Consider the following 12,798-nt stretch of genomic DNA (forward strand, 5'->3'; position numbering starts at 1 on the left):
GTGAGGCGCCGGCCCCTGCGGGAGCCGCGGCGGATGACGCACCGGCCGCGGCGCTCGCGCCTCGTTCCGCTCGCGGCCGTGCTGGCGGTGCTCGGCGCGTTGCTGGCGCTGATCTGGATCGGCCCCGGCCTGCTCGATTGGAGCAAGCATCGCGAGGCGGTGGAATCTGCCGCGAGCGAGCTGATCGGGCGGCAGGTCGATATCGACGGCGCGATCCATCTGAGTCTCTTGCCGCAGCCCTCGATCAGCGCCGAGAAGGTTTCGGTGCGCGGCGAGACGGATGGCGTGCGCCTTGCCGCGCGGACGCTGACGCTCAACCTCTCCCTCGGCGCGCTCATCACCGGGCGAATCGCGGTGACGCATCTCGCCCTCGACCATCCCGATCTCCGCCTGCCCTGGCCGCTGCCGGAAGGCCCGACCTCGGTGGAGCCGCCGCCCTGGCTTTCCACCCTCTCGGCCGATATCACCAACGGCACCGTCTCGATCGGCCGGCTGACCATCACCCATGCCGATTTCAGCGTGACGACCGGCGCAGTCGCGAATGCGCTGACGATCGACGGCACGGCGCAGGCGGCGGGCCTCGGCTGGAAGGGCCAGCTCAGCCTCGGCTGGCCGGAGGCTGATGGCGCCGCCGCCCTCCGCATCGCCCTGCAAGGCCCGGACAGTCCGGCAAGCAGCTTCGAACTTGCCGGGCGGATGACGCCGCAGGGGGTTATCTCTGGCCAGTTTTCGGCCCATGGGGCGAAGCTTTCGGCGCTGCTGCCGGGGCCGCCCGTCGCCTTCGATGCCTATGGCCGGATGCAGGCGGATGGGCGCCGGCTGCGGTTCACGGGTTTGCGCCTCAACCTTGGCGATGTCGCGGCGGAGGGTGAGGGCGATCTGCGCCTCGGGCCGCCGGCCGCGGGGCGGGGCGGGGCCGCGACGAGCGGCAGCACCGCCGCCCGGGCGAGCCCGCCGCTTCACCTCAGCCTGCATACGCCGATGTTCGATCTCTCCCCCTGGCTCGCGAGCTTTCCCAAGGCGAGCCAGAGCATCATCCCGATGGCGCTGACGCTCGACGCCGATTCGGCGATCTATGGCCAGGGATTGATGCGCCATTTCAGCCTGCGGCTCGAAACCTCGTCGAGCGCGGTGAAGGTGAACGCCTTGCAGGCGACCCTGCCGGGCGAGGCCGATATCACCCTCGCCGGCCTCTACGATCCGGATGCGGCGCTCTTTCGCGGGGCGATCAAGCTTGCGGCGCCGTCACCGCTCGTCACCCTGCATTGGCTTGCCGCGGCGCATGGCCTGCCTGATGTCTCGGGCGCCCTGCTCGGCCTGCGGACGCTGGCGCTCGATGCGAATCTCTTCGTCGATCCGAAACAGGTCGCGCTAACGACGATCGACGGAACGATGAACGATACGGCCTTGAGCGGCGGCCTCGCCATCACCCGCGGCGCCGTGCCGCGCATCTCGGCCGGGCTCGCGCTTGGCCGGATCGATCTCGATACCTGGCTGCCGCCCGCCTGGATCGCCGATCCGCCGGGGCCGGATGCGCTCGCCCGCGCGCTCGGCGGGATCGCGGCCGATCTGCGGTTGACGGCGCGGCAGGTATGGATTGCCGGGGCCCGGGTGGACGATGCGCTGCTGGACGCCGATCTCGGCAGCCGTGGCCTCAACCTCCGCCAATTCGCCGGTCGCTATGGCGGCATGCAGATCCTCGCCTCCGGCGTGCTCAACCCCAAGGGCGCCGTGCAGGATGGCCGGCTGGTGCTGGCGGCACCCGATGCGGCGCCCCTCGCGGCTCTGCTGCCGGCCCCCGCGCGCGCCCTCAGCGCCGCCTTCCGCCACCAGCCGCTGGCCCTGACCTTGACCGGCAGCGGCCCGGTGGACCGGCTGCAACTGGCGCTGCAAGGCAAGCTCGGGGATCTCATGATCTCTGCCCAGCCGCTGCTCGACCTTCCGCGCGGCAGTTGGAAGGGCGTGCTGACGCTGCAGCATCCGAGCGCGCGGCGGCTGCTCGCCCTCATCGGCTTCGACGCAGCGGGAAGCTGGCTCGGCGAGGGGTCGCTCTCCCTGGTCGGCAACCTTGCTTATGGACAGGCCGGCTGGTCCGTCTCACCGCTGACTTTCAGCCTCGGCCAGCTGCATGGCAGCGCGCGGCTGGCCGAGGCGCGGGGCGCAGAGAAGATCCTCGGCGCGATCGCGATCGATAGCCTGCCCTGGCCGCAGCCGGATGCGGACCAGCCGCTGCCGCTCTCGGTGCTGAGCGGCTGGCAGGCGAGCCTCGGCATCACCGCCCAGCAGGTGGTGCAGGGGCTGCGGCCGCTTGCCCGCAAGGTGCAGGCCTATGCGGACCTCACCCAAGGCGTGCTGCGGCTCTCGATCGCGCATGCCGCTATCCTGGGGGGCGCGGCGAATGGCACGATCCGGCTGACGTCCGCAGACCCGCCGCAGCTCAGCCTCGATCTCGCGCTCCGCGGCGCGCATCTCGCATCGCCCGCCGCTGACACGCCGGCGCCGAGCCTCGTGGACTGGCTGCCGATCGCGCTGACCGCCCAGCGGCTCGACGCGCAGATCGGGCTGACGGCCGAGGGCTATAGCCTCAACTCCTGGCGGGCGAGCCTGGGCGGGCGCGTCGGCTTCATCGCCGAGCATGGCAGCCTCGGCGGCATCGACCTCGCGGGGGCAGCCCCGGCCCCGGTGGACGCCGGGGCGACGCCGGGCCGTCACGCGCCTGGCGCCGCGGTCTTCACCGGCGCGACACCTTTCGATGAATTCGGCGGCTCGGGGAGCGTCGCGCTCGGCAATCTCAGCATCACATCGATGAGCCTGAGCGGACCGGCGGGGGCGATCTCGATCGGCGGGCAGGTCGATCTGGTGCGTGGCACTTGCACGCTGGCGCTGGCACTCAGGCCGCATAGTCCCGCGGCTGGCGGCGGGGCCGCCGCAGGCGAGCCGCCGCCACTCACCGCTGTCCTGCAAGGGCCGATCGGCCGGCCGGCCGCCTCGCTCGTGCAGGGGATGGCGCCGGGGATGGCCACGGCCACGGCCACGGCTCAGGGCGGGGTACCGGCCCCGGGGGTCGCTGAGGGCGCCCCCTCCACCCCGGGCAAGGGCACTGGCTCCGGTCCGGCGGCGGCGCGGACGCATTGAGCCGGCGGCCCGCCGCGCGCCGCGGCGGCGAGCGCGGTGAGACGGAGCGCCGAAGCGAGGGGCCGCCCGGCAAGGGGCTGCGCCGAGGCGCGGTTCGCATCCACGGCGACGACGAGAGCGCCGAGCGCCAGGCCCTGCATGGCGGCCATGGCTTCCAGCACCTGCCAAAACTCCGCCTCAAGCGCGACCGAGGTGCGGTGCCCGGCGATCGTGAAGCTTTTTTTCACCAGCATGGCTTTACCACCTGAATCTCCGCCGGGCCCGAGGGTGGTTGGCCGCATGGTCTGGCCCAACCGTCTCTCCCAAGGCTTGTCGGCGTGGTGTGGCAGGTTGCGCGGGGATGACAAAGGGATGAAGAAGGCAGAGCGGCGCTGTCCACCCGACCTTGCCGGATGTATTGACGGGCCGCCAAGGCGCGCCATCTCCCCGCTGCCGAGAGAGGGGTGAGATGGCGAGAACCCAAGGCTGCGCAGGCAAGGCCGGCCAGCCGGGAAGTTTGTTCTGCGCCAACTCATTTGTGATATGAAGATGCTCTCCTAGAGCCTTGGTCACAAATAGTTTTCTTTCCTGCTGAAGGTGTATAGCTTAGAGCCGGGAGCGGCGGAAAATTGGCTCGAAGAGGCTTTATCCGCCGAAAGACTTCGCCAGGAGACCAAGGTGAAACAGTCCTACGTCATCGAGATCGACGGAGTTTTCGTCGGCGCCGCGGCGCGCTACGGTGATCGCTACCGCTTCGTCGGTGTTGATTCACGCCTCAAGGAAATCGACGGCCAGCAGTTCGCGGAACTTTCCGATGTGCGGGAAGCGGCGAGCCGAACCTATCGCCGCGCGCCCTTCGTGGCCGCGAAGCCAGCTGCCCCGCCGCATGTTCTTGCCTTCCCGCCGCTCTCGGCGGCCTGAGCGCCTCATCCCACAGGCTCCGCGCAGACGGCCATGATGGCCATGCGCGGAGTTGGGCTAATGGAGCCGCAAGTTCTGGTGCGGGCTGTCGAGGCTGAAGGTGGGGATCGTCACGTCGAATGCCTCGCCCGAGGCGAGCGCGACCATGTGATAGACGCCACCCATGAAGCCCGAAGGCGTATCGAGCGGCGTGCCGGAGGTATATTCGAAGCTCTCCCCGGGATCGAGCACCGGCTGCTCTCCCACCACGCCCTCGCCATGGACATGCTGCACCCGGCCGAGACCGTTGGTGATCGCCCAGGTGCGGCGGAGCAGCTGCACCGTCTCGCTCCCCTGGTTCTCGATCGTCACCCTATAGGCCCAGACGAAGCGGCCATCCTCCACCTGGGATTGGTCATCGAGGAAGAAGACGCGGACGCTCACCCGAATATGGCGCGTCGTCTCGGTATAGGCGTTGGACATGGCGCTCAGCCGGCAGCCGGCTCTCTCTCTCTCAACTCGCGGTCGCGGGCGCACCCCGAAGCGGCGGCGCCGGCAATGTGCCAAGGCTAGACCAGTTCCGCGCCTGAGGGAATCTCATCCCCGTTCGCCCGCCCCCCGCCAGGGCGCCGCTTCAATGCGCCGGCAGCGCGCGGCCGGCGGCAATCTCCTCGATCTCGGCAGCCGGCCGCTCCCCGGTGATGCCTTGGGCCGCGAGCTCACCCGTGAGCATCGAGAGCTTGAAGCCATGGCCGGAGCAGGCGCTGATGAGCCAGCCGCGCGGCCCGATCGGCCGCTGGATGAAATGCTCATCCTCGGTGATGGTATAGTAGCAGGCCTTGCGCTCCAGCACCTGGTAGCGATCGAAATCGCGGAGCACCTGGCCGAGCGAGCGCAGCAGGCGAGCGACGTCCTCGTCGGTCGCCATACGGTCCTGATCGGGGTCTCCCTTGCGGGTAAAGACATGATCGCCGATCTTGAGGCGGGTGCCGCGATGCGGCGGCAGGATGTAGCAGCTCGATTCGGCGCCGAGATCGGCCATCACGCAGGCATCGGCCCAATCCTCGGTATATTCGGGCGGGGGCAGCAGGAACATCACCGCCTGGCGGGAGGGCAGCGCCTCGGGCCGCATCTCGGGCACCAGCCGATCCGCCCAGGCGCCGGCGGCGACGACGATATGGTCGCCCGAAAACTCCCGCCCGTTCGCCGTCAACCTGCCCTGCTCGGTATCGATCGCCGTCACCTTGTGCATGGCGTGGAAGCGGGCGCCGCCGGCCCCGAGGAGGTTGATGAGCCCCCGCATGATGCGGTGCGGAAAGAGCAGCCCGGCGCCGTTCGTCTCCACCACCTTGGTGACGGGATCGAGATTGATCATCGGATAGCGCCGCCGCGCCTTGTCCATCGGCAGGTCGCGGAAGCTGATGTTCATGCTGGTCAGCGCGTGGGATGTGCCCTCCAGCCAGGGCGTATCCTCGCGAATGAAATAGGTCGCCCCGGTCGGCTCGTAATGGGTGGCGCCGAGATCGCGCCAAAGCTCGCCCCAGAGCGAATAGGCACGCGGCATGAGGGCGGCATAGCCGGTGAACTCGCCATAGGCGTGGCGCGTGATGCGATGCTCGTCCCAGGAGGAGCCGATGGGGTTGGGGATCGGGCCCTGCTCGAAGATTTCCACTTCGTAACCACGGCGGTGCAGCCGCCAGGCGGTGGCGAGCCCCGCGATGCCGGCACCGATGATGAGAATCCGTCCCTTGGCGGCCATCGCTCGCTTCCCCTTCAGGCTGAGGCTGTCTCTTCTCCCTGTACTTCATAATACCGTTTTGTCGATGGCACCCAGCCCTGTCTTGCACGCCAATCGCGCGGCAGGTTGGCGAAACGGCCGAGGCCGAGCTTGCCGATGTCGGTGAAGGTGCAGCGCCCCTCCTGGACGAGATCGCGGATAGCGTGGCCGGTGGCGGGGGAGAGGCCGAAACCGACCGAGCTCATGGTGCAGAGGGTGAGGTTGCCGGGATCGGCGAGCCGTTCGATGACCGGGCGGCCATCGGGCGTATTCTCGATGATCCCGGCCCAGGAGCGGATGACCCGCAGATGCGCGGCTTTCGGGAACAGCTCGGCGAGCCGGCGGGAGAGGTTCTGCAGAAGGGGCGTGGCCGGGCGGGCAAGCGGCCCGCCTTCGGCCGGCCTGCCATCGGCCGCGGTATCCTCCAGCCACTCATGCGGGCCGCCGCCATAGGCCAGGTTGCCGCGCAGGGTCTGCCGGCCATAGAGGCCGTTGCCGTCGACGCCGCCGATCTTCATGAGCGGCGCCGGCTCCGTCACGATCATCTCGGCCCGCGCCGGCGCCAGCGGCAGGTGGAGGCCGATGGAGGCGAGAAGGGCTGCCGTCTGCGGCCCGGCGGCGAGCACCAGATGGTCGCAGGCGAAGCGGCCGAGGCTCGTCTCCACGCCGCGGATGCGGCCGCCTTCGAGGATGAGGGAGGAGACGGCGGTATGCTGCAGAATGCGCCCGCCTAAATCCTGCAAGGCCCAGGCATAGGCCTGCACGGTCCGCTGTGGATTGGCCTGACCCCCGAAATGGTAATAGACGGCGCCGACGCAGTTATCCCCGGCGAAGGGCACCAGCTCCCGCGTCTCTTTCGGGTCCAATACCTCATACTGGTATCCCATGCCGGCGCAGATATCGCCATGGTCCCTGTATTGGGCGAGCTGCGCCTCGGTCAGCGCCATGATCACCCGCTCGCGCCGGTATTCCGTCGGGTAGCCGAGGAGCTCGTCCATCATCGGCCATAGCCGCTGCTCCTCATGGAACAGCGGGCTCTGGTAATGCGTGCAGCCGCCGCCATTGCGGCCCGAGGCTTCCCAGCCGACGATCCCCTTCTCGATGACGAGGACATCGACGCCATCGCGCGCCAGCCACCAGGCGGCGGAAAGGCCGGTGACACCACCGCCGATGACGATGACGGAGGCGCTTTTCTTGATCTCGCTCATCGCACCCGCCCTCAGAAATGGCTCATGCGGCCGGCGCGCTCGGCTTCGCGCTCGGTGCCGATATCGGCATAGGGAATCCACTGCGTGCGGATACCGAACCAGACGTTCCAACCGGCTTCCATCTCCGGCGTCTCGGCGGTCGCGCCGAGCTGCCCCAAGGGCAGGGGGCGCACCGGCGCGCGGTAGCCGGCAAGCGGGATGCTATCGAGCGGCCGATCGGCGCCGAGCGCCATCATCATCGCCACCTGCTCGCGGCAGCGGCGGGCCTGGCAGGGGCCCATGCAGGCACGGGTGAGGCGCTTGATCTGGTCCTGGTTGACGGGCCCCTCCTGCGCCAAGGTTTCGAGGCTGCGGCCTTCGATTGGCGCGCCGAGATAGCGGGGCGGCTGCACGCCGAGGAGATCCCGCCGTGTCACCTCCTCGCAGCTGCAGGCGATCACATCGAGGCCGCCGGTCTCGATCAGCGCTTCCATCCATTCCATGCGATAGGCATCGGTATCGGCGGGAAGCGGCGGCTGAGGTGCGGGCTCTGCGGCGGGTTCTGCCGTGAGGCCAAGGGAGGCAAGCGCCGCGGCGGCGGCGGCCCGGCCGGAGGCGGCGGCATCGCGCCCCACGCCTGCGCAATCACCCGCGAGATAGACGCCCTCGGGCAAGGTGCTGGCCGTGAAATCTCCGCCCTGCCGCGCGATGCGGGCGCCGGCGACATCAGCGAGTTCGATGACCGGCACCTGGCCGATCGCGAGGCAGATGGTGTCGCAGGCGATGCTCCGCGTGTCGCCACCACCGACCGGGGCGAGCAGGGCTGCCGTCACCCCCTCCGCATTGCCTTCCGCTTCCAGGATGGCGTGGCCGGTGATGATTTCGACCCCACGCGCGAGGAGGCCCGCGACATCGGCCTGCGGCTCGCCGCGCACCTCCACGAGTGCTGCGACCTCAAGCCCGGCATCGAGCGCGAGGGAAGCGGTCTCCACGGCGAGCTTGCCCGAGCCGAGGATGACGATGCGCTGGCCGTTGAAGGCCTGATAGCGGCGGATGAGCGTGCCGAGGGCCAGCGCGCCGACCACGCCCGGCGTCTCGAAGCCGCGGAAGGCATAGACGAGATCCCGCGCGCCGGCGGCGATAATGAGCCGGTCGAAGCTCATGAGCCAGGAGCGGGTCTCGTCCGCCAGCCCCACCACCGGCGCCGGCAGCGCACGCAGATTGGGGCCGGCGACGAACGCGCCCCAGGCGATGGTGCCGAGGTGCACATCCACCCCAAGCTCGAACGCCTCCTCGATCCCGGGAGAGGCCTGCAGCATCTGCCCCAGCATGCGGCCCTGGTTCTGCACCGCCGGCGTCCAGCGATTGCCGAAGAGGAGCGGCACGTCAATGCCGATGAGGCCGCTGCTCAGCGGGTTCTCATCGATCAGCGTCACCTGCGCGCCGGCTTTGGCGGCCGTGAGCGCGGCCCCGATCCCCGCTTCGCCGGCCCCGATGACGAGGATCTGCGCATGGCCCTCGGGCTTGCCGAACTTCTCGCCGATCGCATGAAAATCGGTGGGCGTGGCATTGTCCATCAGACGGCCTCCAGGGCTTGCGCGAGATCGGCGATGAGATCGGAGGGGGCTTCGATCCCGACCGAGACGCGCATGGTCGCCGGCCCGATATGGACCGCCGCACGCTGCGCTTCCGGCACGGCGTAATGCGTCGTCGTCGCCGGGTGACAGATCAAGGTCTCCGTCCCGCCGAGCGAGACCGCGAAGCGCAGCAGCCGCAGGCGATCGAGGAAGCGGAAGGCGCCAGCCTCGCCGCCCTCGACATCGAAGGAGAACGTCGAGCCCGCGCCTGCGCATTGCCGGTCATAGACCGCGCGCTCCGGTGTGCCCTCGGGCAGGAAGCCGAGATAGGTGATGCGCGTCACCTTCGGGTGGTCGCGCAGGAAGGTCGCGATCGTCTCGGCGTTCGCCACCGCCCGCTCGGTCCGCAGCGCCATGGTTTCGACCGAACGCAGCAGCATCCAGCAGCTATGCGGATCGGCGTGGTTGCCCATCAGCGTGCGGAGCTTGCGGAGGCGGCCGACCAGCGGCGCCGCGCCGCTCACCGATCCGGCCATGAAGTCGCTATGCCCGCCGGCATATTTGGTGAGCGAGGTGAGGCAAAGATCGGCGCCATGCTCCAGCGGGCTTTGCAGGAAGGGACCGAGGAAGGTGTTGTCAACCGAGATGACCGGCCGCCGCCCTTGCGCGAGCGCGATGCGGTCTGCCAGCCGGCTGATGAGCGCGATATCGGCGATCGCACAGGTGGGGTTCGCGGGGCTTTCCACCATGATGAGCGTGAGCGGGCCCTTGGCCATGGCGGCATCGGCGACCTCGCGCAGATGCGCCTCGTCCACGCCATCGGTAAAGCCGAAGGGATGAACGCCCATCTCCGTCATATGCGTGTTGAGCAGCATATCCGTGCCGCCATAGATCGGGCGGCTGTGCATCATGCTATCGCCCGGCCGCAGGAAGCACTGCGCGATGGTCGAAACAGCCGCCATGCCGGTCGAGAACAGCGCCGCATCCTCTGCCCGGTCGATCGCCGCGATGCGGGTTTCGGCCATGCTGAGGTTGGGGTGGCCGAGGCGCGCATAGATATAGCCGTGCTCATGCCCGCGCTCGGGCACCGCGCCATCGAAAAACGCCTGATGCACCGCCCGCGCTTGCGCTGCCGAGGCATAGACGAAGGTCGATGTCATATAGATCGGCGGCTTGGCGGCACCCTGATGCTCGGCCGGATCGTAGCCCGCGCCGATCGCCAGCGTTTCGAGCGCGAGGCCCGGTTTGTCCTCATGCGCCATGGTCAGACCTTCAGAACGAGGGAGGAGCGGGGATAGCTGCAGCAGGCGAGGATATCGCCCGCTGCGATCTCATCCTCCTCGATGCCGCCCTGGTGGTTCATCTCGACCTCGCCTTCCAGGCAGTGGATGCGGCAGGTGCCGCAGATACCGTCCGCGCAGGCGTAAGGGATGGCAAGGCCGAGCCGCTGGGAGACGGTGAGCACGCTCTCCCCCGGCCGCGCCTCGGCTTCGCGGCCCGAGGGCTCGAAGCGCAGGCGGAAAGCTGCGCCTGCTTCCTCCGCACGCGCTTGCGCGAATTCCGGGATGGGGATGGCGGTGAAGGCTTCCGTGCGGAACCGCGCGGCAGCGCCGCCGGCGCGGGCATGGGCCTCTTCCACCGCCGCCATGAAGCCCTGCGGGCCACAGCAGAAAACCTCGCGCACCGCGAGATCGGGGGCGAGGCGCGCGAAGGTCTCGGCTGTCGGGCGGCCATCGGTGCTCGTCAACCAATCGAGCTTCCAGGTTCCCAAAGCCGCCGCGATCGCCTCAATCTCCGGCTTGAAGAGCCAATCCTCTGCACGCCGGCCGAGATGGAGGTAATGCACCGGCGTATGGTCGTCGATGTCTCTTAGATAGCGGGCGATCGCCGCCATGGGCGTCGCCCCGCTGCCGGCCGAGACGAGGAGCAGCGGGTGCTGAGGCGGTGCCGTCAGGCAGAAGGGCCCGGCGGGCGGCCGCGCTTCCAGCGCCATGCCGGGGCGCAGCGTCCGGTGCATCCAGGCGGTCGCCGACGCATTCAGCGTCTCGGTCTGCGCCTTGATGGTGAGTTCGATCACCTCGGTCTGCGTGGCCGAGGATGCGATGGTGAAGCAGCGCCAGGCGGTGCCGGTGTCGAGCGGTAGGCCGAGGGTCACGAATTGCCCGGGATGGAAGCGCACCGGCGCGCCGCTGGCGGGCGCAAAGCGGAAGGTCTTCACGCCTGGCCCTTCATCCCCCACCGCCTGGCAGACCAGCCGATCGGCGCCGCCGGCCCAAAGAGTTTCCGTCATGCTACTCGGCAGCCATTGACTGCACGTGCGGGGCCTCGATCTCGTCCAGATAGGTGAGCGCTTGCCGCACATAGTAATCCGTGAAGCGCCGCACGAGAGATTCGGCGACTTCCGAATAGGGGCCCGGCCGGTAGCCGGGGCTATCGACGCCCCGCTGGTTGAGCTCGCAGAGATCGCGATCTTCGAGGTTGGTCACGTCCCAGAGCTTCACGAGGTTGTCGAGATCGTAATCCACCCCCTCCACCGCGTCGCGATGCACCACCCATTTGCCGAGCACCAGCGTCTCCTTCGGCGCTACCGGGATCGCCGTGAACATGAAGGTGAAGTCGGCTGTGGAATGGCAGAAGCTATGCGGCTCGATCGCCCAGCGCAGGCTGCCGATATCGCCATCGCCGATCGGGCACATGAGCTTGGAGACCGCGCGGGCGCCATCCATCGTCATCGAGACCATGCCGGGGTTGAGCGGGAAGCGGGAGGCCTGCCACCAGCTCCCTTCCACCGGCGCGCCCGACAGCCCGAGGGATGCCATCCGCGCATCGAAGGCCGCTTCATGGTCGGAGACGGGCTCGAAATTGCCCTTGGCAAAGATCGGGAAGGTGACGGCGAGTTCCGGATGCCGGCCGGCGCAGTGGTAGCATTCCCGCGCATTCTCCATCACGATCTTCCAGTTGGCGCGTTCGACCAGCGTCGCCTGATGCGCGACCTTCGCTTCCCGGAAATTGTGGGCGGCGAGCATGGGCCCCACCGCCGCGCGATAGGGCGCGAAATCGGGCGGCGTCTCGGCAAGGCAGACATAGACCGTGCCTTCCAGCGTCTCGACATGGATGGGCGCCAGGCCGTGCGCCGCCGGATCAAATCCATCCCCCATGCGTCCGGCAAAGAGCAGCTTGCCGGTGAGATCGTAGGTCCATTGATGATAGGGGCAGACGAGCCGGGCGGCCTTGCCCGAGCCTTCGGCGCAAAGCTCCGCCCCGCGATGGCGGCAGGTATTGTGGAAGCCGCGCAGCACGCCATCCTTGCCGCGGATGATGATGATGGGCGCGCCGCCGATCTTCAGCGACTGGTAGCTGCCGGCTTCCGGGAATTCGACCTCGAAGCCGATGAGCATCCAGCCGCGGCGGAACAGCGCCTGTTGGTCGAAGTCGAAGACGCCGGGATCGTTGTAGAGGAACTGCGGCAGGCTATGCCCCGCCGGCCGCGCTTCGAGCGCCGCCCTGATCCGCTTGCTATCCACGATCCGCATGCTCCATCGCAGGGAAAACCTGGTGCGCCGCAACCACCCTGAGCGACCGTCGCGCCCCTTGAGGTAATCCGCCCGGCGCAGCATGGCATGAGAGGCCCGGCGCGGGGCAAATCTCATTTCCTCATGCCCCTATCGCGTCGCGGCATTGTGCGCCGCAGCGGGGGCGGGGACGCCTCGCCTACCGCGAAGATCGGGCAAAAAGCGGCGGTTTGCCGCGAATTTCGGCTAGCCAGCCGGGCAAGAAACGGTCATAGATGGCAGTGGCGCTTTTACAGTTTGGGCTACAAGTGTTTCGGTACGCGGGTTCCTCTCGCCTCCGGCGCCTCCCCCCAATGCAAAAGTCAGTTTGGCCCGCATGTTGCGGGTTGCCAGGTGCGAGGAGAGACCCGATGTCGGTCGGCACGGTTAAGTGGTTCAATGCTACCAAGGGCTATGGCTTCATTCAGCCGGAAGAAGGCGGCGCGGATGTGTTCGTGCACATCTCCGCCGTGCAGCGCGCCGGTCTTGGCGGTCTGAATGAAGGCCAGCGGGTCAGCTTCGATCTGGAGCGGGGCCAGAAGGGCAAGATGGCAGCCGTGAACCTCAAGGTCTGATCGCTCCTTCGCGATCAGTCTTGCGAGCCGAAAAGCGGCGGGCCCGATGCCGGGTCCGCCGCTTTTTCTTTGGTTTATCGGCCGGGCGGCCGGCGCGTGGCGGAGGGTGCCTCCGCC

Annotated in this window: 11 protein-coding genes; 3 read left to right on the forward strand and 8 right to left on the reverse strand. The window is 68.6% G+C overall.

The window, feature by feature from the left end; translation table 11 throughout:
- Positions 1-33 precede the first annotated feature (33 nt).
- Positions 34-3,135, forward strand: a complete 3,102-nt coding sequence (locus ACYQ7X_RS12390; protein ID WP_459697344.1) for an AsmA family protein — start codon at positions 34-36, stop codon at positions 3,133-3,135.
- Here the strand turns inward: ACYQ7X_RS12390 and ACYQ7X_RS12395 are convergent.
- Complete coding sequence (locus ACYQ7X_RS12395; protein WP_459697345.1) at positions 3,039-3,650, reverse strand: ribbon-helix-helix domain-containing protein; 612 nt, start codon at positions 3,648-3,650, stop codon at positions 3,039-3,041. The genes ACYQ7X_RS12390 and ACYQ7X_RS12395 overlap by 97 nt on opposite strands.
- 142 nt (positions 3,651-3,792) lie before the next feature.
- Between ACYQ7X_RS12395 and ACYQ7X_RS12400 the strand changes: the two genes are divergently transcribed.
- The gene (locus tag ACYQ7X_RS12400) at positions 3,793-4,035 is read left to right on the forward strand and encodes a hypothetical protein (RefSeq protein WP_459697346.1); all 243 of its coding nucleotides are present in this window, start codon (positions 3,793-3,795) and stop codon (positions 4,033-4,035) included.
- 57 nt (positions 4,036-4,092) lie between these two features.
- Here ACYQ7X_RS12400 and apaG read toward each other — a convergent pair whose 3' ends face one another.
- The 7 genes from apaG to ACYQ7X_RS12435 form a co-directional block, all read right to left on the reverse strand.
- The gene (gene apaG, locus ACYQ7X_RS12405; RefSeq protein ID WP_459697347.1) at positions 4,093-4,497 is read right to left on the reverse strand and encodes a Co2+/Mg2+ efflux protein ApaG; all 405 of its coding nucleotides are present in this window, start codon (positions 4,495-4,497) and stop codon (positions 4,093-4,095) included.
- 151 nt (positions 4,498-4,648) lie between these two features.
- Entirely contained in the window at positions 4,649-5,773 is a 1,125-nt protein-coding gene (locus ACYQ7X_RS12410; RefSeq protein ID WP_459697348.1) for an NAD(P)/FAD-dependent oxidoreductase, read from the reverse strand.
- Between the two features lie 14 nt (positions 5,774-5,787).
- On the reverse strand, positions 5,788-6,999 hold the full coding sequence (locus ACYQ7X_RS12415) for an NAD(P)/FAD-dependent oxidoreductase (protein WP_459697349.1): 1,212 nt from the start codon (positions 6,997-6,999) through the stop codon (positions 5,788-5,790).
- Positions 7,000-7,010: 11 nt separating this feature from the next.
- A complete protein-coding gene (locus ACYQ7X_RS12420; RefSeq protein ID WP_459697350.1) occupies positions 7,011-8,555 on the reverse strand; it encodes an FAD-dependent oxidoreductase in 1,545 nt (514 codons plus the stop codon).
- Complete coding sequence (locus ACYQ7X_RS12425) at positions 8,555-9,817, reverse strand: cystathionine gamma-synthase family protein (RefSeq protein WP_459697351.1); 1,263 nt, start codon at positions 9,815-9,817, stop codon at positions 8,555-8,557. The genes ACYQ7X_RS12420 and ACYQ7X_RS12425 overlap by 1 nt, the downstream gene beginning before the upstream one ends.
- A gap of 2 nt (positions 9,818-9,819) precedes the next feature.
- On the reverse strand, positions 9,820-10,845 hold the full coding sequence (locus tag ACYQ7X_RS12430; protein WP_459697352.1) for a flavin reductase family protein: 1,026 nt from the start codon (positions 10,843-10,845) through the stop codon (positions 9,820-9,822).
- A 1-nt stretch (position 10,846) separates the two neighbouring features.
- Positions 10,847-12,079 (reverse strand): aromatic ring-hydroxylating oxygenase subunit alpha, encoded by a 1,233-nt coding sequence (locus ACYQ7X_RS12435; protein ID WP_459697353.1) that lies wholly within the window; start codon positions 12,077-12,079, stop codon positions 10,847-10,849.
- Between the two features lie 398 nt (positions 12,080-12,477).
- On the opposite strand from ACYQ7X_RS12435, the gene ACYQ7X_RS12440 reads away from it, so the two are divergent.
- Entirely contained in the window at positions 12,478-12,681 is a 204-nt protein-coding gene (locus tag ACYQ7X_RS12440; RefSeq protein WP_459697354.1) for a cold-shock protein, read from the forward strand.
- Positions 12,682-12,798 lie beyond the last annotated feature (117 nt).

Source organism: Acidisoma sp. C75 (assembly GCF_054665095.1).